The sequence below is a fragment of the Halobellus sp. H-GB7 genome, assembly GCF_030848585.1.
Taxonomy (GTDB): Archaea; Halobacteriota; Halobacteria; order Halobacteriales; family Haloferacaceae; genus Haloquadratum; species Haloquadratum inordinatus.
This window is the reverse complement of record NZ_JAVDDW010000002.1, coordinates 119,264-142,425: the sequence shown is the minus strand read 5'-3', so window position 1 is coordinate 142,425 and position 23,162 is coordinate 119,264. Positions and strand designations below refer to the sequence as shown.

Sequence of the window (23,162 nt, the reverse complement as noted above, 5' to 3'; positions counted from 1 at the left end):
GCGAAACGGGAGCGGCCGCGTAGGGCGAGACGCGTTCGCGCCCCGCACGCGACCCCTCAACAGAGCGCTTCTTCGAGCAGTTGCAGCGGGTGTTTGATGTCGTAGCCCGTGCCGTGCTCCATCTGCATCGAACACGTCGGACACTCGGTCATCCCCACCTCTCCCGTCGCATCGCGCATATGTTCGAACATCTCCTCGCCGATCTTCATCGACGTCTCGTACTTCTCTTCCTTCCAGCCGTAGGTGCCAGAGATCCCAGAGCAGGAGTCGCCGACGTCCTCGATCAGGACGCCGTCGAGATCGCGGAACAGTTCGACCGCCTGGCGGTCGAGGCCCTGATTGCGCGCGTGACACGGCGCGTGGTACGCGAGCGCCTGGTCGTCGACACTCGCGTCGTCGAGTGCGCCCCGTACGTCCTCGTGAATCCGGAGGTATTCGAGCGCCTCGTAGGTGTTTGCCGCGACTTCCTCGATGCCCGATAGCTCGAACAGTTCGGGATACTCCTGCCGCAGCGACATCGAACACGACGTACAGGAGGCGACGACGTCGTAGCCCGCTTCGAGGAGGTCTGAGAATTCGCCGACGTTCACTTCGGCGGCGCGTTCGGCGTCGTCGAGCATCCCGTTGGCGAACATCGGCGTGCCGGAGCAGCGCTGGCGCGGGACGACGACCTCGTAGCCGAACGACTCGAAGACGCGGACGAGCGCCTTCGCCACTTCCGGGGTGTTGTAGTTCGAGTAACAGCCGTGGAAGTACGCGATGCGCTTGTCCTCGTTTTCGACGTTCGCGCCGCCGCGCTCGTGCCACCACTCGCGGAAGGTTTGGGACGCGAACGCCGGGAAGTCGCGTTCGGAGGGGATGCCGAGGACTTTCTCGTTGATCTTCTGGACGAGGGAGTTGCCCATCACGAGGTTGGTGAGCCGCGGGACCTTGCTTCCGAGTCGCGCGAGGGTGCCGTAGTTCGCGAGGATGCGGTTCCGGACGTACTCCCGCGAGAGTTTGTCCATCTGTTCGTCGACGTACTCCCCGCGGGCGGTGTTGTGCATCTGTGAGAGCGGCACGCCCGACGGGCAGGCGTCGTCACAGCGCATACAGTTCGAACAGGACATAATCGAGTCGTCGATCTCGCCGCCCTCCTTGCGCTTGAGCCGCCACTGCTCGGGCCCCTGGAATTTCGGGCCGGGGAAGTCGTCGTCGACTTCGGCGACGGGACAAGCGGTGTCGCAGACCGAGCACTTGTAGCAGTTGTCCGCGCCCGGGCGGAGGTCCATCGTCTCGTCTCCGTCGAAGACCGAGACCGGATCGAAGTCCGTTTCGTGTTCTCGTGTCGGGTCGATTGGCTCTGTCGTGGCTGGGGGTTCTGCGTCGCTCATACTATCTGCGCTCCGTATCGTTCATCGCGTCGCCTCCTCGCCCGCCCGTCGGCCGGCGTACGCGCCCGTCGCGAGCGAGACGCCGGCCGCGGACTTCTCGCGGGCGACATCCGCGCCACCGAGAACGCCACCGGCGGCTCGGAGGTTCTCGAAATGCGGTTCCGCCGCGTCGTCCGTCGGCCGGAGGTCGTCGTCGGGGACGACGCCGAAGCGTGCGAAGGCGTGGTCGCCGAACGCGTCGTCTTCGGACCAAGCGTAACGGTCCGACGGGTGCGGGACGTGACAGTCGAAGATCGGTTCCGTGACCGACTCGCGGTCCGAGTCGATACCCTTGCCGACGAGGCCGCCGGTGGCCAAGACGACCTCCGCGGCGTGGTACGGGACGTTTTGGCCGCGGCGGTCGACGGTGACGGATTCGAGTCGGCCGTCGGCCGCTTCGTAGCCGACCGCGGGGTTTCCAGCGGAGATTCGAACGCCCGCGTCGTCGAGCGCGTCGAACAGGAGATCTTCGAGTTGCATCCCGAGGAGGCTCGGCGGCCCCGTCGGGATCTCGAAGACGGCCGCGCCGAGCCGATCCGCCAGTTCGTCGCGGACGGCCGCGGCGTGGTCGTCGCCGAGCATCGCCGGGAACCCGACCCGGTCGTAGTCGAGGTCGGTCTCGGCGTCGGCAATCGCATCGGCGAGACGCTTCCGCGCCTGGTCCTCGTCGGCGTCGAGTGCCTTCGCGAGGCGGGTCGTTCGCGCGTCGTCGCGGAACTCGATCGGGAATCGGACGGTCACGCCGTCGACTTCGAAGGGCACGCCGGTCGCCGCGAGATGGTCCGCGGCCACTGGCGCGTCGAAGTCGGTCAGCCCCGCAAAGCCGACGAGAAGCGTGTCCGCGGCCGCGCTCGCGAGGCCGGGCGCGACCGACTCCGGGTAGCGCGCAGTCGGCTTGATCGTCCCGCCGTGGGTGAGAACGAGGGCGTTGCAGTCGGTGTGACCGCCCGCGTAGACGTCGCCCGCGATGTCGTCGAAGAACCGCAGTCCATCGCGGATCGACTCCGCGCCCACGACCCGGTAGGGATGGTCGTCGGGGAGGCGCTCGATGGCTTCGAAGGGGTCCGCGATGGGGCCGTCGCCGCCGACGGCACCGAGCACGTCGACGAGGCCGCTGGCCTGTCGCAGCGTGCTCTTCTTGTGTGAGAGGAGACGGACCTCCGCACCGGTTTCCGCGGCCGCGAGCGCCGCTGTCGTGCCCGCGATGCCGCCGCCGACGACGAGAACCTCCTCACGAATCGGCATCGGCTGCTCCTTCGCCCGCGTTGGTTTCGTCCGTGATGCCACCGTCGGCGACGGCGTCCTCCGACTGCTGGCCGTCCCCGGTTGCCGCCCCGCCGTCCGGGCCGGCGTCGAACGCCGTGAAGTCGACCGGGTCGTCCGTCTTTGCCGGGTCGCCGTCGCGGTTCATCGTCGTCGCGTGCAGCAGGTGTTTCAGCATCGCCTGTGAGAGCTGTTCACCCCACAGCGCGTGGCGTTCACCCTTCCAGCGCTCCTGATAGAGGTCGTCGAGCGCTTTCCGGGCGACGGATTCGTCGTACTCCGGCGACAGTTCGTTCGCCATCCGATGACAGCAGAACGCACCCTGGCAGTTCCCCATCGACGCGCGGGTGCGGAGCCGCACGGCGTTGAGCTCGGATCCGGCGTCGTCGATGGCGTCGTTGATCTCCGCGCGCGTGACGGCCTCGCACTCACACACCGTGGGGTTGGGGCCGTCCCACTCGCCGAGCACTTCGTCCGTCCGCGACCCGAGCCGCTGGGCGCTCCGCTTTCCGATCGGCGATCGGAGGCCGAACTCGTCCATCCACTCCCGGAGGACAGAGAAGTCCTCAGACCCCGGAAGCGGCTCTTCGGCCGTGTGACACTCGGCGTCGACGCCGAGTTTCTCGCAGACGTGGTCGGAAATCTGCTCGGCCATCATCCGGTACGTCGTGAGTTTCCCGCCGACGATGGAGGCCATCCCGGGCAGCCCATCGCGCTCGTCGTGATCGAGCAGGAAGAAATCCCGCGTGATGTCTGTCGGGTCCTCGCTGCCGACCTCGGGCGGTTCGTAGAGCGGGCGGACGCCCCAGAACGAGCGGATCGTCCGCGCCTCGTCGAGGATCGGCACGAGTTCAGAGAGCGTGTCGATCATCAGATCCACTTCCCACCCTTCCTCGGGGTAGTCCTCGGGGTCTTCGACCTCCTCGTCGGTCGTTCCGAGGATACACGTCGTCTCGTGCGGAACGACGATGTCGGCGTCGCCTTTCGGTCGACAGCGGTTGATGACCGTGTCGACCTGCCGGACGTTCATAATGGTCATCACGCCTTTCGAGGGGCGGACCGCGACTTCGACGCCGGCCATCTCGCCGATCTGCCCGGCCCACGCGCCCGTGGCGTTGACGACGTAGTCGGCGTACAGTTTCTCGGTTTCGCCCGGATGGCCGTGGACGTACTTGCCGGACCCGGCGGCGTGTTCGACTTCCACGCCGACGACTTCGCCGTCCTCGACGAGTACGTCGGTCACTTCGCTGTGGGTTTCGACGCGTGCACCGTGTTCGACAGCGTCGGCGGCGTTGGCGACGCAGAGTCGGAACGGGTCGATCGCTCCGTCGGGGACGCGGATCGCGCGCTCGATGTCCTCGGCCAGGTACGGCTCGATCTCGCGGGCTTCCGCCGCGGAGAGCACTTCGGCTGGAATCCCGCACTCGCGACAGCCGTCGAGTTTCTGCTCGAAGTACTCGTCGGCGTCTTCGGGGCGCTGGACGAACAGGCCACCAGTCATCTCGACGCAGTGGCTCGCGATCCGGCGCAAGACGCGATTTTCCTGGATGCACTCCTCCGCAGACGCCTGATCGGAGACGGCGTAGCGGCCGCCGCTGTGGAGCAGGCCGTGCATCCGCCCGGTCGTCCCGTGGGTTAGATTCCCCTTCTCGACGAGCGTGACGTCGACGCCGCGCATCGCGAGGTCGCGCGCGATGCCGCAACCCGTCGACCCCCCGCCGATCACGAGGACGCGAGAGCTTTTACTCATTTCACAGTTCTATCTTGGAGGGCATCTACTTTAGGGTAGTGTCTGAGCGTTCCCACGTGCGTCGACTGGCACCGAACGAGCGGTGCTCATTTTGCTCGTCGCCCCCAAACCGCGGTAATGACTACCGATACGCCGCCACTGGCTCTCGACATCGACGGGACGCTCACGGACAGCGCAGGAAGTCTCGATCCGCGCGTCTTCGAGTACCTCCCGGTATGGGACGCGCCTGTCGTCCTCGCGACGGGGAAGGCGTTTCCCTACCCGGTAAGCCTCTGTCACTACCTCGGCCTCGATCTGACCGTGATCGCCGAGAACGGCGGCGTCGTCCTCGCGGACAACGCGGTCTCATACCAGGGCGATCGGGAGCGCGCACAGGCCGCCGCCGCCGAGTTCGTCGAGCGCGGTGGCGACCTCGGCTGGGGTGCGTTCGACGCCGTCAACGAGTGGCGCCGAACGGAGATCGCGATAAACCTCTCGGCCGACGAGGAACTCCTCCGGGAGACAGCCGCGGCGTTCGACCTCGAAGTCGTCGACACCGGCTACGCCTACCACCTCAAGACGCCGGGCGTCGAGAAGGGAACGGGGCTGAAGGCCGTCGCGGAGACGCTCGGCCGCGATCCGACCGAGTTCGTCGCCATCGGCGACAGCGAAAACGACGTCTCGACGTTCGAAGTCGCCGGCCGGTCGTACGCCGTCGCGAACGCCGACGAGGCCGCCAAAAACGCGGCGGACGTCGTCGTCGGGGAATCGTACTTCGACGGCACGGCGTCGATTCTCGAATCGCTCGCGTCGACGTGATGACGACCGTGAATCGAGGGCTCAGGCTTCCGCAGCGCTGGATTCGTCCTCGAACGGCACGAACCTCCCGTTGATGTCCCACTCGTGGATACAGTAGGGACTACCGATGGCCTGCGGATTGCCGTCGTCGTCGACGGCGAGACGCCACGAACCGACGTCGTCGTCCCAGATCTCCGTACGGCCGCAGCGCTCACACGTTCGTTCGGTCGGGGTTACGAGTGTCAGTGACATATCCCTGGGTCTGCGCGCGACCCTGTTAATCTTGTCTGCTACGGCAGCGTGGGGACGTTCCGGATCCGGTGCGGTAGTCCCTACAAGTTACTGCGATATCGAAGCATCTGCCGGCGAACACACCTTTAGGTCCGCTCCACGTCTGTATCAGATATGGGATTCCACACGTTCGACGCCGAACGGGCGGAGGCACTGGAAAGACCGGACCGCTATCGGTTCTGTTCGCGCGAGGAACTGCTCGCCGCGCTCGACCCCTCACCGGACGGTGTCGTCGCGGACGTCGGCAGCGGAACGGGCTTTTTCACCGACGAGATCGCCCCGTTCGTCGAGAAGGTCTACGCCATCGACGTGCAACCGGAGATGCACGATCACTATCAGGAGAAGGGCGCGCCCGACAACGTCGAATTCGTCACGGCCGAAGCGTCCTCGATTCCGCTCGACGACGACGAACTCGACGCCGCGTTTTCGACGATGACGTTCCACGAGTTCGCCAGCGACGAGGCGCTCGAAGAACTCGCACGCGTGATTCGCCCGGGCGGTCGCGTGATCACCCTCGACTGGTCGAAGACGGGCGCAGGCGAAGATGGCCCACCGGTGAGCGAACGCTTCGGTCTCGCCGACGCCGTCGAGTACTTCGAGAGTTCCGGCTTCCGAACCGTCGATGCCACGTCGAGAATTGAAACATTCCTCCACTCAGCGAAGAAATAGCGCCCAGATATTTCACGTCTGTCCGATATATTATTTGATTATAACCCTATAGAAGTCATTCTTGCCATATCAGGACAACAGTTATCCGTGCGTGTGATTCTGTAACAGGTATGGTGATATACAACGGACGCGTCGACCCATACCACCCCGACAAGAGTCGATACGAGTGCCGAGCGTGTGGTTCTCGCGTCGATAGCGGCGGTGTCTGTGAGAAGTGTGGGAGCAAATCGCTGGTGAACATCGCGGTCCCACGGGAGTGATCGACTGGACAGGACCCTGACGACGGCGACGCCGAACGGTTGGTGTCACGTGTTTGGTCGAGCGACACCACACGCCATCGGCTCGCCGTTTCTCCCATAGTCGAGTGGTAACCTCCCCCCGACCGCGCGGACGCCCCGAGGTGGCCGGATCGAATCGGGCTCGCGTATCCGCGATCGACCGCCGACGCGGTCGGGGATCCTGTGTCTTGCTGTCGTCAGTCACGGTCCGGCCCCACTTTCGTTCGCTCTTCGTGGTCTCTCCGAGCGTCGGCTGCGGTCAGATACCGCCGTCGATGTCGGCGATGCCAGTGTAGTGCTCCAAGAGCACCACGAGAACCGCGCCGACCACTGCCGCCGCCACGAACGCCGCGACCGCGGTCGGTGTCCAGGTGCGGCCGAGTTCGGTTAGCTGCTCGCCCGTGCGGACGACCGGCGCACGGAGCGCGCCGACGATCAGCGCGACGAGGAACGCGAGCGTCGCAGTTCGGGCGCGGTTCAAGGCCCATCGAACGGCGTGTGCGACGGTGAACAGGCCGACGAACGCACCCGCGATGAAGGCGACGACGACGACGCCGTGCTCTCGCAGCGGCGCGAGAGGCCCGCCGGTCACTGTCGCGAGCAGCGCGTCGACGAACGCCGAGAGCGTCCCCGTCATGTACTCGTACTGTCCGAGGATGACGAGCAACAGCGACCCCGAGATGCCCGGGAGGATCATCGCGCTGACTGCGATCGCGCCGGCGAGGACGGTCACGGGGAGTCCATCACCGAGCGTCGCGGCCGCTCGCCCGGAGACGACGAACGCGAAGACGAACCCGGCGACGGCGGCCGCCGCACGGGCCGGTGTGTCGACGGCGACCTCGGAGAAGAGCACCCACGCGGAGGCGGCGATCAGACCGAAGAAGAACCCGAAGGTGAGTACGGGCATCGTTTCGATTCCGGTGTGGACGATGCGGGTGACGGTCACGATCGCAGTGGCGATTCCGGCTCCGAGTACGAGCAAGAATCCGGCGTCGACCGCGCGGAGAGCGTCGGCGGCGTCGTTGCGATAGCCGGGGAGAACCCCGAGGAGGACGGCACGGATCCGCGCGAGCGAGACAGCGGTGATCGCAGCGATCAGCCGCTCGTAGATGCCGGTCACGAGTGCAATCGTCCCGCCGGAGACACCTGGGACGGCGTCTGCAGCCCCCATACAGACGCCTTTCAGGTAGACGACGAGCCAAGACGACGTCGCGGCCTGGTGTGACGTCTCTGCGGGACTCCGAGACGTCTCGGTACCTCCGCGTGACGTCCCCACATCGGACGTTTCGCTCGCCGCGCGCGACCCGTCTCGCTCTTTCGACATAGCGCACCCTTCGGTGGCCCCCTACTCCGGGCTTTCGCTTCGGCCCGTAGGCGGCGCGGAGCGTGATCGCGACCGTAGACGCGAAAATTGAAACCGGCGGCCGCTGTCCCCACAGATATGCGAATCAGCATCGTCGGCAGCGGCTACGTCGGGACGACGATCGCGGCGTGTTTCGCCGAGGTCGGTCACGACGTGGTCAACGTCGACATCGACGAGGAGATCGTCGCGTCGCTCAACGACGGCGACGCCCCGATTCACGAGCCGGGGCTCGACGACCTCGTCGCCGCACACGCCGGCGACGGCCTGCGCGCGACAACCGACTACGCGGCAGTCCGTGACACCGACGTGACCTTTCTCGCGCTCCCGACGCCCTCCGAGGAAGATGGCCACATCGACCTCTCGATTATGGAGGCCGGCGCGCGCTCGCTCGGCGCGGCCCTCGCCGAGAAGGACGACCACCACGTCGTGGTCACCAAGAGCACGGTCGTGCCGACGACCACCGAAGAGGTGATCGCGCCGATCCTCGCCGAGGAGTCGGGCAAGACGCTCGGTGACGATCTCGACATCGGGATGAATCCCGAGTTCCTGCGCGAGGGCAGCGCTGTCGAGGACTTCCTCTCGCCCGACAAGGTCGTCCTTGGCTCGGAGACCGACCGCGCAGCGGAGACGCTCCGCGGCGTGTTCGACCCGCTCGTCGCGCAGGCCGGCGACCCGCCAGTCGTCGAGACGGGCGTCGCCGAGGCGGAGATGATCAAGTACGCCAACAACGGCTTTCTGGCGGCGAAGATCTCCCTGGCGAACGACATCGCGAACATCTGTAAGGAGTACGGCATCGACTCCGAGGAGGTGCTCTCGGCGATCGGCCTCGATCACCGGATCGGCGCGGCGTTCCTCGGCGCGGGCGTCGGCTGGGGTGGGAGTTGCTTCCCCAAAGACGTCGCAGCGATCATCGCCGCCGCTCGCGACGTCGGATACGACCCGGCGATGCTCGAAGCCGCCGTCGAGGTGAACGACCGTCAGCCCGTTCGATTGCTCGATCTCCTCGGAGACCACGTCGATCCCGACGGCGCGCGCGTGGCGGTGCTGGGTCTCGCGTTCAAACCCGGCACCGACGACATTCGGAATTCGAGAGCGATCCCGCTGGTCGACGCCCTACTGGATGCGAACGCCGAGGTCGTCGGCTACGATCCCGTCGCGACCGAGAACTTCCGGGAGCGCTACCCCGAGATCGAGTATGCTGAGTCGCCGGCGGACGCGCTCGACGGAGCAGACGCGGCGCTCGTCGTCACCGACTGGCCCGAGTTCGCCGACCTCGACGAGGCGTTCGACGCGATGGCGACGCCAGTCGTCGTCGACGGTCGTCGGATCATTACGCGCCGCGACGGCATCGTCTACGAGTCGCTGGTGTAGACGGTTGCTGGTGTAAAGTGGCGAACAGTCGGCACTCGCGTTATCGCTCTGTTCTCGCGTCGACGTGCCGAACGACCGCTGCCCGGCGCGAGGCGAAGGTCAGATCACGGCGGGGGTGGCCCCGGCATCGGATATAAACCCTCGCGGCGGGCGGTGTCGCAGGAACGTCGCCGCTCGCGGTGATGGAGCGGGGAACGCGACCCGACGGACGGAAACCTACTTGCCGCCGTCGCCCGTCTCGTCGATATGCTCTCGCTAGCGCTCGCTGGCAAGCCCAACGCGGGCAAGTCTACTTTCTATCGGGCGGCGACGATGGCCGACGTCGACGTCGGCAACTACCCGTTCACGACGATCGATCCCAACCGCGGCGTGACCCACGCTCGGACGCGCTGTCCCTGTCTCGACCGCGAGGAGCGCTGTGGCAACTGCGAGGACGGCGTCCGCTACGTCCCCGTGGAACTGCTCGACGTCGCCGGACTCGTCCCCGGGGCGCACGAGGGGCGCGGCCTCGGCAATCAGTTCCTCGACGCCCTGACCGACGCCGACGCCATCCTGGCCGTCCTCGACGCGGCCGGCGGCACCGACGCCGAGGGCGAACCGGTCGAGATCGGGACGTACGACCCCGTCGAGGAAGCTGACTTCGTCGAGGCCGAACTCGAACAGTGGCTTGCGGGGATCATCGAACGCAACTGGGAGACTGTGGTCCGCAAGTCCCGGTCGCCGGACTTCGACATCGACGAGGCGCTCACGGAGATGCTGACGGGATTCGGCGCGACCGAGTACGACGTGGCCGCGTCGCTGCGGGCGCTCGAGTACCCTGACGACCCACAGCAGTGGACCGACGAGGACCGCGAGCGACTCGCACGCGACGTCCGCGAGCGGACGAAGCCGATCGTTCTCGTCGCCAACAAGGCCGACGTCGCACCGCCGGAGAACGTCGAACGCCTCCGCGAGGAGGACAAGCCCGTAATCCCATCGACCGCCGACGGCGAGCTGGCGCTCCGGACGGCAGCGGAGTCGGGGGTGGTCAGCTATCATCCCGGCGACGACGACTTCCGGGTCGTCGGCGACGTCTCCGACGCCCAACGAGAGGGCCTCGAAACGATCCGCGAGGTGATGTCCGAACACGGCGGCACCGGCGTCCAGCAGGCGATCAACACCGCCGTCTACGACGTCCTCGATATGGTGACCGCCTACCCCGTCGAAAACGAGACGAAGTGGACCGACGGGACCGGCGAGACGCTCCCCGACGCGTTCTTGCTCCCCCGCGGGTCGACGCCGAAGGACCTCGCGTACGCGGTTCACACCGACATCGGCGAGGGGTACTTGCACGCGGTCGACGCGCGCTCGAAGCGCCGAATCGCCGAGGACTACGAGCTCGAAGAGGGCGACGTCATAAAGATCGTCAGCACGGCGTCGTAGCTGTCAGGAGGCGTCGCAGTATTGCGTTGGTGTGCCAGTAGGTAAGCGGTTCACAGAGTGCGCGGCCCAGGCGGCGCGCTCGGCCTTTTTGATCCAGATTTTAGACGACGGCGTCGTAGGCCTCGGCCATCACGTCGAGCGCCTCGCGCAGGTCGTCCTCGTCGGTCGCATACGAGAGTCGCGCGTAGCCGCGGCCGTGCTCGCCGAACGCCTCGCCGGGCACGACGATGACGTCGCGGTCGAGACACGCCTCGACGAAGCCCTCGGGCACCTCGGGCATACAGTAGAACGCGCCGCCGGGCGTCGGCACGTCGAGACCGATGTCGGTGAGGCCGTCGACGACGAGGTCGCGTCGCCGTCGGAACGACTCGGTCATCTCGTCGACCTGCTCCTGGGGTCCGGTGAGGGCCGCTTCGGCGGCGAACTGCGACGGTGCGGCGGCACAGGCCTGCGCGTACTGGTGGACTCGGAGCATCCGTTCGATCCGGTCGGACGAGGCGGTGACCCAGCCGAGCCGCCAGCCGGTCATCGAGTAGAGCTTCGAGGCCGAGTTGACGACGACGACGTTGTCGCTCTCGGCGAACTCGATGGGCGAGCGGAACTCGCCGTCGAAGACGGTGTACTCGTAGACCTCGTCAGAGATGCAGAGCACGTCGTGCTCGTCGGCGATGCGGGCGAACTCGCGGACGTCTTCGGGCGGCGAGACCGCACCGGTCGGGTTGCCGGGGCTGTTGACGACGAACGCGACGGTATCCTCGGTGATGGCGTCCTCGACGGCCGCGGGGTCGAGCGTCAGGTCGTCGCGCAGCGGCACGGGGACGGGTGTGCCGCCGGTGAGTCGGGTGAGCGCGTCGTAGGAGACGAAGCCCGGGTCCGGAATGAGGACTTCGTCGCCGGCGTCGACGTGGGCCTCCAGGGCGATGTGGAGCGCCTCCGACCCGCCGGCGGTGGCGATCACGTCGCTGGGGTCGACGTCGACGCCCTGATCGCGCGCGTGCTTGTCGGCGATGGCCTCGCGGAGCGGGCGCATCCCCTTGTTCTCGGTGTAGCCGTCGGCCTCGCCGTTTCGGATGGCTTCGGCGGCCGCCTCGCGAGCGTGCTCCGGCGCGGAGAAGTCCGGCTGTCCTAATCCGAGGTTGATCGCGTCTTCGCTCGCGGCCTCGAACACCTCGCGGATTCCACTGATCGATACCTGCTCGACTCGGTCCGAAAAGTGAGTCATACTCTCTGGCGCGTCGGCCACCGGGTTAGGTCTTGCTTCCTCGGCCGGGAGTTCCACTCAATCGGGAACGGCCCCAGCCTGTTACCGGCAGAATATTCTGGTATCTCGGACGCCACCCGTTTCGCTCTGCCGTCACGGACGAGGCGGCTGCGACGACCGAATCCGCCGAAATCGGTCTTTTCGAGCGTCGAGCGTGGGTGCGAGGTTCGCCGCGTACACGCTTCAATTATACGTAGGGCGCTAGGAACAGATAGATGACGACCGATCCGACGAACGAGCGATCGACGGTCTCGCGACGGCGCTTCCTGCAGACGACCGCTGCCGCTTCGGCGGCGGGACTCGCGAGTGTCGCCGGGTGTGCGGGCGGGACCGGCGGCGGAAGCGGCCTCGACGAAATCCGCGTCGCGTATATGCCAATCTACCCCGATATGCAGTACTTCGTGATGCGCGAGGAGGGGTACACCGACGAACTGTCTGCGACAGTCTCCGGTGAGGTGTTCTCCGACGGGCCGAGCATCGTTCAGGCGTCCGCCACTGGCGACTTCGACGTGATGATGTTCGGCGTCGTGCCGGCGATGATAGTGATGGACAAGGGCATCCCCGCGAAGATCACCGCCGCGAACATCCAGAACGCGATGCAGATCCTGGCGCACGACGACTTCGCAGCCACCTGGGAGGCTGCTGACTCGGGCGCTGAGGCCTTCGCACGCTTCGAGGAAGAGCAGGGGCGAAAGTTCACCTTCGGGACGTTCCCCCCGGGCTCGGTTCCGGACATCCTGCTCCGCTACTGGCTCGCGGAGGTCGTCGGTGTCGATCCCGAGAACGACGTGAACATCACGGCCCTCGGCGGCGCGGGACCGGTCCGACAGGCGCTTCTCGCCGGCGAGATCGACGGCACCTCGATTATGGAGCCGGTGCCGACGGTCGCCGAGATCCGGGATGCGCCGTATCAGTCGATCGCGTGGGCGGGCGACTTTATGCCCGGCCAGCCCGCGGCGGTCACGCTGATGCACGACCGCCTCCGCGAGGACAACCCCGAGCAGGCGGCGGCGTTCGTCGAGCAGCACCAGCGTGCGACGACGTTCGCCACGGAGAACCCCGACGCGGCCGCCCAGCACGCCAGCACCGTCATCGGCGAGTCGTCGCTGCCGGTCGAAACCGCGCGGCAGGCGATGGACTCGCCCGCCTCCGACTTCGTCACGGACCCGCACAAGATCGCCGAGGGCGCGCAGATCTTCTCGGAGTACGCCGCCGAACTCGGGAAGACCAGCGAGACGCTCTCGAACGACCAACTGTTCGACTTCGGGGTGTACGACTCCCTATGAGCCTCGAAGCGGGAACCGGTGCGGCGTCGGACCCGGCTGCGGCCCCAGAGGAGGCCGCCGAGGCGGACTCGTTCGGTGATCTCTCGGAGTTCGACGTGTCGAGCCTCGCCTACGGCGCGGTCGGGACGACCGTCTTCCTCGCGGTCTGGCAGGCGGCCGCGCTCGCTGTCGGGCGAACGTATCTGCTCCCCTCGCCGGTCGAGGTCGCGACCGCGTTCGTCGTCGAACTGACTGCTCCGACGACGTTCACGGTCCCGTTCGTCGGCGCGTCGCTGCCGGCGACGCGACTCACCGCGAATCTGCTCCAGAGCCTGTTGCACTATCTCCCCGGCCTCGTCGTCGGGAGCGTCCTCGGCATCGCGCTCGGCGTCGGAATGGGCTGGAGCGGCCGACTCGACGACGCGCTCACGCCCGTCACGCGGTTCCTGCGACCGATCCCGCCGCTGGCGTGGATCGTCTTCGCCATCGTCTGGATCGGTATCGGCCACGGCGGCGCGGCGTTCATCGTCGGCATCGGCGCGTTCTGGATCAACTTCTACAACGCCTACGCGGGCGTCGAGGGCGTCTCGACGCACCTCCGGGAGGTCGCCGCGAGCCTCGGCGTCGACGACGATCTGACGATGATCCGCAAGGTGGTCTTGCCCGCCGCGACGCCGTCGATCGCGACCGGCATTCGGACGAGTATCGGGCAGTGCTGGATGATCGTCGTCGCCGCCGAACTGTTCGGCGCGCCGGGCGTCGGGTTCCAGATCATCAACGCGGCGCAGAACCTCGCGACCGACGTGAGCGTGGCGTATATGGCCGTCATCAGCCTGGTGTTCCTCGTGAGCGACGGGGCGTTCCGCCGGGTCGAACGGAGGGTGTTGGCGTGGCGGGACTGAGCGAGCCATCCGCGTCGGAACCGCGTTCCGACGACGCGAAAGTCGTCGTCGACGGGGTAGGGAAGGTCTACGAGTCCGAGCGCCAGCGCGTCCGGGCGCTCTCGGGCGTGGACTTCACCGTCGACGACGGGGAGTTCGTCTGCCTGGTCGGCCCCTCGGGCTGTGGGAAGACGACGCTCTTTCGGACGATCGCCGGCCTCGAAGCGGCCACGGACGGCGAAATCAGACTCGACGGCGACCCCGTCACCGGGCCGGGAACTGACCGCGGGATGGTCTTCCAGGAGTACGGGCTGTTCCCGTGGCGGACCGTCCGCGAGAACGTCGCGTTCGGCCTCGAAGAGCAGGACGTTCCCGAACCCGAACGGAGCAGCCGCGTCGAGGAGATGCTCGGGCTCGTCGGCCTCGCGGAGTTCGCCGACGCCTACCCGAAGGAACTCTCCGGCGGGATGAAACAGCGCGTCGGCATCGCCCGCGCGCTCGCGGTCGACCCCGAGATCCTGCTCGCCGACGAGCCGTTCGGCAGCGTCGACGCCCAGACCCGCGATATGCTCCACGAGGAACTGCTGCGGATCTGGTCGGAGACCGAGAAGACGGTGCTGTTCGTAACGCACGACGTCGAGGAGGCGGTGAAGCTCTCGGATCGCGTGGTCGTGATGGCTGCCGATCCCGGTCGAGTGAGCGAGATTGTCGACGTCGATCTCGACCGCCCGCGCGAACGGACCGAGCCCGCGTTCGCGGACTACGTCGACCGGATTCGGACGCTGATCGGGGAGTGAGAGGCGGTACGCGGCCGGTCGGCTATTGGTTTTTGCCGAGCGGCTATTGATTTTCGTGCGCGTCGCGGAGCTCCTCGACGTGCGTCATCACGACCGAGAGCGTCGCGTCGGCGTCGACGTAGCCACGGTCGTAGTCTTCGTGCGCCGAGTCGACGTCGCGGAGGAACTGCGCGACGGTTTCGTCGAGCGGTTCGGCCTGTTCTGTTTCGTTTTCCTCGACATCGCTGGAGTCGTCGGTCATACCGGGTTCTCTCGCGTCGACGGTGAAAAGCGCGCCGTCCCGGTGCGGACGGACCGGCCGCGGCTGTCTCGGAACGACCGGATACCACAGCCGCGGCCGACAGTATATATACGATCACGACGGACCAACGAGCGTGATCACGCTGCGGTTCGAGGACGGCACGATCCGAGTGTCGGGACTCGAGGAGTCGGATCGGGCCGTCGAGTCGCTGCCGGGCGTCGCGTGGGACGAGCGCGGACTTGTCGCTCGTGCGCCCGCCTATCGGTACGCAGAGCTTCGCACAGCCCTCCGCGAGCGCGACGTGGCGTTCGAAGATCAGGTGCTCCCGGACGAACGGCTGTCGCTGTCGCACTCGTACGATCTCCGGCCGTACCAGACCGAGGCGGTCGACGCCTGGCGCGCGAACGACGAGCGGGGCGTCGTCGAACTCCCGACCGGCGCCGGCAAGACGGTACTCGCGGTCGACGCCATCGCCGCGCTCGGCGTCCCGACGCTCGTGGTCGTGCCGACGATCGACCTCCTCGACCAGTGGCGACGCGAACTCGAAACGGAGTTCGACGTTCCGGTCGGGCAGTTCGGCGGCGGCGAACAAAAACGAGAGGCGATCACGGTCTCGACGTACGACTCGGCGTATCTCCGGGCCGAAGACGTCGGTGGCGACTTCGGATTCGTCGTCTTCGACGAAGTCCACCACCTCGGGGGCGAGGGCTACCGCGACGCCGCGCGCCTGCTTGCCGCACCCGCACGGCTCGGCCTGACGGCGACGTTCGAGCGGCCCGACGGCGCCCACGAAGTCATCTCGGACATGGTCGGTCCGAAGGTGTACGAGGCGTCAGTCGACGACCTCGCGGGCGAACACCTCGCCGACTACGAGGTCCGGCGGATCGAAGTCGCGCTCAGTTCGGCCGAACGCGACGCCTACGACGAGGCACAGGGCACGTTCGTCGACTACCTGAAACGCTCGAACCTCTCGCTGCGGAGCGGCTCGGACTACCGAAAGCTCGTGATGCGCTCGGGCACCGACCCGAAGGCTCGCGAGGCGCTCCTCGCGAAGCAACGCGCGCGCCGGATTATGATGAACGCCGACGCGAAAGTCGACACGCTGGGGCGGCTCCTCGATCGCCACCGCGACGACCGGGTCATCGTCTTCACCGCACACACCGATCTCGTCTATCGGCTCTCCGAGCGGTATCTCCTCCCGGCGATCACGAGCGAGACCGGCACGAAAGAGCGGCGCGAGATACTCGAACGCTTCCGCGACGGCACGTACTCGCGGGTCGTGACGGCGAACGTCCTCGACGAGGGCGTCGACGTCCCCGACGCGAACGTGGCCGTCGTCCTCGCCGGCTCAGGTTCCGAACGGGAGTTCACCCAGCGGCTCGGGCGGGTCCTCCGCCCCAAGCGCGACGGCGGACGCGCGCTGCTCTACGAGGTCGTGAGCGAGGAGACCGCCGAAGAACGGGTCGCAGACAGGCGGCGATAGGGCCGAGCGGTGTCTTCCGACGCGCAGCCCTACGCAAGCGTGACGTTGAGGTCGCCGTTACTCGTGAACTCGTCGTAGGCGACGTCGAATGTGACCGCCCACTCCGCGGTCCCATCGGCGGCGACAGTGACAGAGGTCTCTCGCTCGAAGTCGTCGCCAGCGACGCGGACCGTGACGACGACGGTGGCCGTCCGCTGGGCACCGCTGCGGTTCTCGACCGTCCCGAAGACCCGGAGCGCGTCGTCGTCGGTCGCCTCGAAGTCGAACATCCCGATCGTGAGATCGGGGCGAGCGGGCGTCTGTCGAGGCTGATCGGCGGGCGCGTCGGGGGCGTGACGCGGTCCCGTCGCCCTCGGCGGGGCACCGAGACAGCCGCCGAGGACCGTCGCGACCAACCCCGCACCGGTTCGGAGGACGGTTCGTCGCTTCATCGTCCGCTCAAGGCTCGGCCGCGCGTATGAGTCTTCTCCTCCAGTGCTTCGGGGCGGCGCACAGCCGAGAGACTGTACGGGACGATGCCACTGCCGTGAGACTGCACGGGGCGATGGCCGCAGCGGCACGCTCTTGTCCCGCCGTCTCGAACCCCTCGGCGTGCTGCGAAAGGACCTCCTCCGGGTCTCCCGGGCCGGCGGCGGCTATCACCCGCAGTTCGCGGGCCGGAGCGACCGCCCGCTCGCGGCCCGAGTCATCGGCGTTTTCCAGGGCCACGTCGGACAGCCGCGACACGCCCTCGACGAGGCGCTCGACGACCTCGAACGCGACGCCGACGACTTCAAGCTCGTCCGGGGGTTCGTCGCGCTGCTCGAACGCGAGGCGACGTTCGAGACGCGCGCACCGCTGCCGCCCGAGCGCGTCCGCCGCGTCGTCTTCGAGGCCGCCGAGGACGCCGGCGCTGTCGTGAGCGACGACGACCGACAGGCGGCGCTGGCCGAGGCCGCAGACAGGCTCGGGACCGGTATCGAAGCCATCGAGCACTCGCTGTACGCCGACCGCGACGTCAACGAGGTGCTCGCGGGGTTCGACCCGCGCTGGAGTCCCGACCAGCTCGTCGAGCAGTACAACCTCTCGCTGGCGCAGACCGCGCTGTTCGACGCGACCGAGGTCCGGATCCGAAATTCCGATCCGAAGCGGCTCGTCTCGGCCGTCAAACGACTCGGTCTGCTGTACGAGATCCGGCGCAGGAACGTAGACGACGGCGACGGAGCCGGCCAGCCGATCGCCGAGCGCGAACTCGTCGTGACGGGGCCGGACGCGCTCTTCCGTCGCACGCGGCGCTACGGGACCGCGTTCGCACGCCTGTTGCGGAGCGTCGCGACCGCCGCCGAGTGGTCGCTCGCGGCGACGATCGACGACCGCGGGACGGAGCGCGAGCTACGGCTCGGTCCTGAAGACGTCTCGGTCCCGGAGGTCGAACCGGTCGCCGAGCCAACCTACGACAGCGGCGTCGAAGCCGACTTCGCCGCCCGCTTTTCGAACCTGGATCTCGACTGGGACCTCTCCCGAGAGCCCGAACCGCTCGCGGCGGGCGCGCGGGCGATGATCCCCGATTTCGTGTTCGAGTACCGGCCGGGCGGCGACGGCGGATCCGCGAGGCCATCGCTGCGTGTCTTCTTCGAGGTGATGGGCTTTTGGACGCCCGAGTACGTCGAGAAGAAACTCGATCAGTTCGGGAGCGTCGACGACGACGTCGAACTCCTCGTGGCGGTCGACGAGTCGCTCGGCGTCGGCGAGGAGATCGAAGCCCTCGACCACCGCGTGGTCACGTTCTCCGGACGCGTGCGCGTCAAAGACGTGGTCGACGCGCTCGGAGAGTACGAGTCCGACCTCGTCGCGGCGGCCGCGGCGGAACTGCCCGACGAACTCGTTCCCGACGACGACGTGATCGACCTCGACGCGCTGGCAGCGGAGCGCGGTGTGAGCGTCGACGCGCTCGATTCGGTCTCGTTCCCGGAACACGAGCGCGTGGGTCGGACACTGATCCGTCCCGACGTGTTGGAGGCACTCGACGCGGAGATCAGCGTGGGGATGTCACTCGCGGATGCGGAGTCGGTCCTAGAGGCCCGCGGCGTCGACGACGCATCCGCAGTCCTCGCGCGACTCGGCTACCGAGTCGCGTGGGAGGGACTCGGCGGCGGAACGATCGAGCAGAAGTAGTCTCGGGGTGGGGTCGCGGTAGCTTGGCTCGCCTATCCGGTGACTGCCCGTCTCGCCTATTCGAGGTCCTCGCGCCGCCCTTTCGGGACGGTCGAGCGGAGTTCGCCGTGGAGATACAGGCCGACGCCGATCGGCTCGACGTCGCCGGCGATCTCGTGGGCGGCGACGACGTAGCCCCAGTCGCCGTCCCAGCGGGGGAGTTCCTGGTCGTCGCCGCGGGCGAAGCAGGCGGCCTCGTCGCCGTCGAGGACGACGACGTTCTCCGTGGCGTCGCGACAGAAGCGCTGGACGGCGTTCGTCGAGGGCTTCCAGTGTTCCTGGCGCGCCCGCAGGATCCGCAGGCCGAGTCCCTCGACCGCAATCGGTGAGACCACGTCGGCCGCGAACGCCCAGATCTTGCCGTTACCTTTCTCCCAGAAGGTGTGTCCGTCCCACGTCTCCGGCGGGACGCCGAAGCGTTGGTCCCACCACTGAACGACCTCCTCGCGGGTGGGTCGGCCGGGAACGACGCGCTCGTCGGCCGTCGCCGGCAGCCGATCGAACTGTTGGCCGTCGTTCTCCGGCGGGTCGGCGTTGGAGTCGGCGTCGGTCACGCCGTCACCTCCAGTTTGGCGCAGAAGAACCCACCCGTGTCGTTGCGGTGCGGGTAGACTCGGTGCGCCAGTTCGACCGACGGGTCGTACGTCTCGCCGTCCCACTCCGTGACGCCGGGGTCCGTCTCGAACCCGTCCGGGGCGTCCCACTCGCGCATCTCACAGTCGCCCTCGTCGAGGACGTGATCCAGCACGGCCTCGTTCTCCTCGGGCGCGAACGTACAGGTGGAGTAGACGACGGTGCCGCCGGGTTTCGTCGCCTGGATCGCGCGGCGGAGGATCCCCTTCTGGATCCCCGCGACGCTCTCGACGTGGGTCATCGACCAGCGGTCCAGCGCGTCGGGGTTCTTCCGGATGGTGCCCTCACACGAGCAGGGGGCGTCCACGAGCGCTTTGTCGAACGCCTCGATGCGCTTTGCGTCGTCGGTGCGGTCGCCGAACGGCTTGAACGAGAAGTTTCGAGCGTCCTGATTGGTCACGACGAGGTTCGTGATGCCCAGTCGTTCGGCGTTGTGTCGGAGCGCCGAGAGCCGTCCGAGGTTGTTGTCGTTGCCGACGAGGACGCCTTCGTCGTCCATCAGGTCCGCGAGTTGGGTCGTCTTGCTCCCCGGAGCCGCCGCGGCATCCCAGACGACCTCGCCGGGTTGTGGATCGAGTGCGAGCGCGGGCAGCGCCGAGACTTCCTCTTGGCCGTGGAGCCAGCCGTGAAAGTACGGCCAGGACGTACCGGGGCCGCGCTCGTCGAGACGAAGCACGCCGGGGTGCCAGTCGGTCGCCTCGTAGGCGACGCCCTCGGCGTTGAGCGCCTCGCGAGCGCGCTCGATCGACGCTTTCAGCGTGTTGACGCGGACGACCGAGGGCAGCGGCCGTTCACACGCCGCGCGGAACGCGTCGAAGTCGTCGACGAGCGACGCGTACCGCTCGAGTGGTTGCATACCTTCGTCATTTGCCCGCGCTCGCTTGTGGGTGTCGGTTCAATCCGCGGCGCGGGCGAGTGCGATTATTCATATCACTTATATTTTGGTCGTCGTTCTCGATGTGCTGTGTCGTCGAACCACATTTATTGCTCAACTGAGACGACTATGAACTATGAACGACGAAACAGTTGCAAAAGTCCGCAGGGCGGTGGAATGTGCGATCGAAGACACTGACGACCGGGAAGTCCGCTTCGCGCTGCGGCAGGCCGCGCAGTTGCTCCTCGCTGTCGAGGAACGCGCCGACGACGAGTTGGGTCCGCGACAGACAGCAGGGCCGGTGTGAATCTCCTCGTCCGTCTCGTCACAGAGCGTTGATGAAAGGATTACTACTGCCGTCTGACGTCGCAGTCGCAATCTCCCAGCGGTTTTACCACCGGCCGGGTCGTCTGGGGGAATATGGCTCGGATCTCCGTGCTCACAGACGACGTGTCGCTGTCGGAACCGTCGATGGTGGAGGGCTTCCCCGGGGTCGGACTCGTCGGGAAGATCGCTGCCGACCACCTCGTCGAGGAGTTCGAGATGACGCACTACGCCAACGTCTACTGCGACGGTATCCCCGAAGTCGCCGTCTATCGCGAGAACGACGCCGAACTCCAGCCACCAGTCCGCATCTACGCCGACGAGGACCGCGATCTGCTGGTTCTCCAGAGCGACGTCCCCGTTCGCCCGGACGCCGCGGGCGAACTCGCCGGCTGTCTCGCGAGCTGGTTCGAGGAGCTCTCGGTGACGCCGCTGTATCTCTCGGGGATCCCCCGCGAGAAGGAAGGGACCGTGCCGTCGCTCTACGGCCTCGGGACGGGCGAGGGAGTCGACATCGTGGCCGACGTCGGGATCGAAGCTCCCCACGAGACCGGCCTCGTCTCCGGACCGACGGGCGTCCTCCTGAGCAACGCCGTCGAGTCGGGGCGGACGGCAGTCGGGCTCGTCGTCGAGTCGGATCCGAGGTTCCCCGATCCGGAAGCCGCGCGCGTGCTGATCAAGAAGGGGATCGAGCCGCTCACCGGGCTCGACGTTCCCGTCGACGACCTCGTCGAGCGTGCAGAGCAGATACGGCAGGCAAAAGACCGGCTCGCAAAGCGGATGCAGGAGGCCGGCGAGGAGAGCACGCAGGCGCGCCCGATCGGAATGTACCAGTAGCGGCCGGCCGTTCGGCGCCGCGGTCTGCGCGCTGGGACGACACCTTTCTACACGTTTAAGGCTCGCCGACTACTCCCTCCGGGTATGAGCGACGAGTCCCCCGAGAGTCGTGCGGCGGCGTCCGACGCCGAGAACGCCGAGGCAGAACACGAATCCGTCGACACGGACGCTGCCGCAGCGAACGGCGAAGTCGACCCCGACAGCGGGGCCGCCGGGGCCGCGGCCGACGAGGAGATTCCTGACGTCGCCTCGCGCGTCGCCGACTACGACGACGACCTCGCCGACGAGGTCGCGGCGCTGGAGTCGCGGGTCGCCGAGGCCGAGTCCGACCTCGAAGCGAAAGCCGAGCGAGTCGAGGAGCTCGAAAGCGCGCTGAAGCGCTCGAAGGCGGACTTCAAGAACTACAAGAAGCGCGCGAAAAAGCGCGAAGACGAGATTCGAGAGCGCGCGACCGAGGACTTCGTCGGTCGCGTCGTCAGCGTTCGCGACAACCTCGTCCGCGCGCTCGACCAGGACGAGGACGCCGACATCCGGCCGGGTATCGAATCGACGCTGGAGGAGTTCGATCGCATCCTCGAAGACGAGAACGTGACGACGATCGATCCCGAACCCGGCGAGGCAGTCGATCCGATGCGCCACGAAGTGATGATGCGCGTCGACGACGAACAGCCCGAAGGGACGGTCGTCGACGTCTACCAGCCGGGCTACGAGATGGCTGGATCGGTCCTCCGTGAGGCACAGGTCACCGTGAGCACCGGCGAAAGCGACTTCTAACCCCGTTCTGTCGCGGTCCGTCGCTTATCATCCAGTCGCCAGATAGCGGCGGCCGACCCGCCAGAGGAGGCCGGCGACGACGAGGACCGGCAGCGCGAACGCGATCAGGTACGGCAGCGCGAAGGCGAAGCCGACGACGACCGCGCGGGCGACGACGACGACGCCGTCGACCGACTGCATAAACGCCGAAAGCACGGGCGTATCGTACCAGCGGTCGGGTGCGACGCGGTTCGGCGTCGGACGGGGTTCTTCGAGCCGAACGGTCAGCGTCGAGTACGCGACCTGTCGCTGGAGGTTCTGCTGTCGCGCTTCGAGGCGTTCGATCTCGCCTTGCACGTCCGAGAGTTCGCGCTGCACGGCGAGGACGTCCTCGGTGTCGTTGGCCTGCTGATACAGTTCTCGGAGGCGGTCGCGCTCGGCGCGGAGATTTTCGAGGCGGGCCTCGATGTCGACGAGTTGGTCGGTCACGTCGCGGGAGTTCACCTCGACGGACTGCACCTCGCCGAGTCCCTGGGCGTCCGCGACGAGGGCGTCGAACTCCTCGCTCGGCACGCGGAGCACCATCTCGCCGCGGATCCACGTCTCGTTGCCGATCTGTCTACGGTCCTGCCGGGTGTCGCTGACGTAGCCGCCGTAGCCCTCGACGGTCGTAGTGAGGTTCGACTGCGCGGCCCCGAAGTCGTCGACTTCGACGGCGACGGTGCCCGTGCGGATTATCGCGCGGTCGGTGGGCATCGCGACGTCACCCGACGCGCCGCTGCCAGCCTCCTCTGGCGCTTGGGTCGCTGCGGGCGTGCCTGTCGCCCGCGCGCCCGAGTCGGCTGCGATCTCCGTCGCCTGTTCGACCCCTCCGCCCGCGCCGCCGTCGCTGCCGCCGCCGGTCGACGCGCCGCACCCGGCGAGGGCGACGAGTCCGACGATCGCGAGCGCCGCGAGTGTGCGTCTCGATACCATTTCGAGTTCGAGTACGACAGACCGACGGAAAGGCGCGCCGGTGGCACAA

Annotated in this window: 24 protein-coding genes; 13 read left to right on the top strand and 11 right to left on the bottom strand. The window is 67.3% G+C overall.

Annotated features, from left to right (window positions below; all coding sequences use genetic code 11):
* Positions 1–56: 56 nt before the first annotated feature.
* The 3 genes from RBH22_RS05690 to glpA are packed head-to-tail and all read right to left on the bottom strand — an operon-like array spanning position 57 to position 4,425.
* Complete coding sequence (locus tag RBH22_RS05690) at positions 57–1,373, bottom strand: anaerobic glycerol-3-phosphate dehydrogenase subunit C (protein ID WP_306676813.1); 1,317 nt, start codon at positions 1,371–1,373, stop codon at positions 57–59.
* A 21-nt stretch (positions 1,374–1,394) separates the two neighbouring features.
* Positions 1,395–2,657: a glycerol-3-phosphate dehydrogenase subunit GlpB gene (gene glpB, locus RBH22_RS05685; protein ID WP_306676811.1), complete on the bottom strand. Its 1,263-nt coding sequence runs from the start codon at positions 2,655–2,657 to the stop codon at positions 1,395–1,397.
* Positions 2,644–4,425 (bottom strand): anaerobic glycerol-3-phosphate dehydrogenase subunit GlpA, encoded by a 1,782-nt coding sequence (gene glpA, locus RBH22_RS05680; RefSeq protein ID WP_306676809.1) that lies wholly within the window; start codon positions 4,423–4,425, stop codon positions 2,644–2,646. The genes glpB and glpA overlap by 14 nt, the downstream gene beginning before the upstream one ends.
* 117 nt (positions 4,426–4,542) lie before the next feature.
* Between glpA and RBH22_RS05675 the strand changes: the two genes are divergently transcribed.
* Positions 4,543–5,223, top strand: a complete 681-nt coding sequence (locus RBH22_RS05675; protein WP_306676808.1) for a phosphoglycolate phosphatase — start codon at positions 4,543–4,545, stop codon at positions 5,221–5,223.
* Positions 5,224–5,244: 21 nt separating this feature from the next.
* Here RBH22_RS05675 and RBH22_RS05670 read toward each other — a convergent pair whose 3' ends face one another.
* Positions 5,245–5,454 (bottom strand): HEWD family protein, encoded by a 210-nt coding sequence (locus RBH22_RS05670; protein ID WP_121570394.1) that lies wholly within the window; start codon positions 5,452–5,454, stop codon positions 5,245–5,247.
* 153 nt (positions 5,455–5,607) lie between these two features.
* On the opposite strand from RBH22_RS05670, the gene RBH22_RS05665 reads away from it, so the two are divergent.
* Complete coding sequence (locus tag RBH22_RS05665) at positions 5,608–6,162, top strand: class I SAM-dependent methyltransferase (protein WP_306676807.1); 555 nt, start codon at positions 5,608–5,610, stop codon at positions 6,160–6,162.
* A gap of 110 nt (positions 6,163–6,272) precedes the next feature.
* Complete coding sequence (locus RBH22_RS05660) at positions 6,273–6,422, top strand: rubrerythrin-like domain-containing protein (protein ID WP_121570392.1); 150 nt, start codon at positions 6,273–6,275, stop codon at positions 6,420–6,422.
* A gap of 277 nt (positions 6,423–6,699) precedes the next feature.
* Here RBH22_RS05660 and RBH22_RS05655 read toward each other — a convergent pair whose 3' ends face one another.
* Complete coding sequence (locus RBH22_RS05655) at positions 6,700–7,764, bottom strand: DUF368 domain-containing protein (RefSeq protein ID WP_306676806.1); 1,065 nt, start codon at positions 7,762–7,764, stop codon at positions 6,700–6,702.
* Between the two features lie 117 nt (positions 7,765–7,881).
* On the opposite strand from RBH22_RS05655, the gene aglM reads away from it, so the two are divergent.
* Both aglM and RBH22_RS05645 read left to right on the top strand, forming a co-directional pair.
* Positions 7,882–9,174: a UDP-glucose 6-dehydrogenase AglM gene (aglM, locus tag RBH22_RS05650; protein WP_306676805.1), complete on the top strand. Its 1,293-nt coding sequence runs from the start codon at positions 7,882–7,884 to the stop codon at positions 9,172–9,174.
* A gap of 246 nt (positions 9,175–9,420) precedes the next feature.
* Positions 9,421–10,596, top strand: coding sequence for a redox-regulated ATPase YchF (locus RBH22_RS05645; RefSeq protein WP_256545230.1), 1,176 nt, complete (start codon positions 9,421–9,423; stop codon positions 10,594–10,596).
* A 100-nt stretch (positions 10,597–10,696) separates the two neighbouring features.
* On the opposite strand, the gene RBH22_RS05640 is transcribed toward RBH22_RS05645, so the two are convergent.
* Positions 10,697–11,818 carry an aminotransferase class I/II-fold pyridoxal phosphate-dependent enzyme gene (locus tag RBH22_RS05640; protein WP_256545229.1) on the bottom strand — a complete coding sequence of 374 codons (1,122 nt, stop codon included), beginning with the start codon at positions 11,816–11,818 and terminating at the stop codon, positions 10,697–10,699.
* Positions 11,819–12,072: 254 nt separating this feature from the next.
* On the opposite strand from RBH22_RS05640, the gene RBH22_RS05635 reads away from it, so the two are divergent.
* The 3 genes from RBH22_RS05635 to RBH22_RS05625 are packed head-to-tail and all read left to right on the top strand — an operon-like array spanning position 12,073 to position 14,800.
* The gene (locus RBH22_RS05635; protein WP_306676803.1) at positions 12,073–13,143 is read left to right on the top strand and encodes an ABC transporter substrate-binding protein; all 1,071 of its coding nucleotides are present in this window, start codon (positions 12,073–12,075) and stop codon (positions 13,141–13,143) included.
* Positions 13,140–14,024 carry an ABC transporter permease gene (locus RBH22_RS05630; protein ID WP_256545227.1) on the top strand — a complete coding sequence of 295 codons (885 nt, stop codon included), beginning with the start codon at positions 13,140–13,142 and terminating at the stop codon, positions 14,022–14,024. Before RBH22_RS05635 ends, RBH22_RS05630 begins: the two co-directional genes overlap by 4 nt.
* Positions 14,021–14,800, top strand: a complete 780-nt coding sequence (locus RBH22_RS05625; RefSeq protein ID WP_256546632.1) for an ABC transporter ATP-binding protein — start codon at positions 14,021–14,023, stop codon at positions 14,798–14,800. Before RBH22_RS05630 ends, RBH22_RS05625 begins: the two co-directional genes overlap by 4 nt.
* Before the next feature lie 43 nt (positions 14,801–14,843).
* Here RBH22_RS05625 and RBH22_RS05620 read toward each other — a convergent pair whose 3' ends face one another.
* Positions 14,844–15,041, bottom strand: a complete 198-nt coding sequence (locus RBH22_RS05620) for a hypothetical protein (RefSeq protein WP_256545226.1) — start codon at positions 15,039–15,041, stop codon at positions 14,844–14,846.
* Positions 15,042–15,174: 133 nt separating this feature from the next.
* Between RBH22_RS05620 and RBH22_RS05615 the strand changes: the two genes are divergently transcribed.
* A complete protein-coding gene (locus tag RBH22_RS05615; RefSeq protein ID WP_256545225.1) occupies positions 15,175–16,524 on the top strand; it encodes a DEAD/DEAH box helicase family protein in 1,350 nt (449 codons plus the stop codon).
* Positions 16,525–16,553: 29 nt separating this feature from the next.
* Here RBH22_RS05615 and RBH22_RS05610 read toward each other — a convergent pair whose 3' ends face one another.
* Complete coding sequence (locus tag RBH22_RS05610; RefSeq protein ID WP_306676802.1) at positions 16,554–16,955, bottom strand: transcriptional initiation protein Tat; 402 nt, start codon at positions 16,953–16,955, stop codon at positions 16,554–16,556.
* A gap of 160 nt (positions 16,956–17,115) precedes the next feature.
* Between RBH22_RS05610 and RBH22_RS05605 the strand changes: the two genes are divergently transcribed.
* Positions 17,116–18,678 (top strand): DUF790 family protein, encoded by a 1,563-nt coding sequence (locus tag RBH22_RS05605; protein WP_306676801.1) that lies wholly within the window; start codon positions 17,116–17,118, stop codon positions 18,676–18,678.
* Between the two features lie 56 nt (positions 18,679–18,734).
* Here the strand turns inward: RBH22_RS05605 and RBH22_RS05600 are convergent, their stop codons facing one another.
* Complete coding sequence (locus tag RBH22_RS05600) at positions 18,735–19,271, bottom strand: hypothetical protein (RefSeq protein ID WP_256289834.1); 537 nt, start codon at positions 19,269–19,271, stop codon at positions 18,735–18,737.
* A complete protein-coding gene (locus tag RBH22_RS05595) occupies positions 19,268–20,206 on the bottom strand; it encodes an RsmB/NOP family class I SAM-dependent RNA methyltransferase (protein WP_256289833.1) in 939 nt (312 codons plus the stop codon). The genes RBH22_RS05600 and RBH22_RS05595 overlap by 4 nt, the downstream gene beginning before the upstream one ends.
* Positions 20,207–20,360: 154 nt before the next feature.
* Between RBH22_RS05595 and RBH22_RS05590 the strand changes: the two genes are divergently transcribed.
* From RBH22_RS05590 to RBH22_RS05580, 3 genes are all read left to right on the top strand, one after another.
* Positions 20,361–20,531, top strand: a complete 171-nt coding sequence (locus tag RBH22_RS05590; RefSeq protein WP_256289832.1) for a hypothetical protein — start codon at positions 20,361–20,363, stop codon at positions 20,529–20,531.
* Between the two features lie 113 nt (positions 20,532–20,644).
* On the top strand, positions 20,645–21,385 hold the full coding sequence (locus RBH22_RS05585; protein ID WP_256289831.1) for a PAC2 family protein: 741 nt from the start codon (positions 20,645–20,647) through the stop codon (positions 21,383–21,385).
* 84 nt (positions 21,386–21,469) lie between these two features.
* Positions 21,470–22,159 (top strand): nucleotide exchange factor GrpE, encoded by a 690-nt coding sequence (locus RBH22_RS05580; protein ID WP_306676800.1) that lies wholly within the window; start codon positions 21,470–21,472, stop codon positions 22,157–22,159.
* Between the two features lie 27 nt (positions 22,160–22,186).
* On the opposite strand, the gene RBH22_RS05575 is transcribed toward RBH22_RS05580, so the two are convergent.
* Positions 22,187–23,113, bottom strand: a complete 927-nt coding sequence (locus tag RBH22_RS05575; protein WP_306676798.1) for a DUF4349 domain-containing protein — start codon at positions 23,111–23,113, stop codon at positions 22,187–22,189.
* Positions 23,114–23,162: the final 49 nt, after the last annotated feature.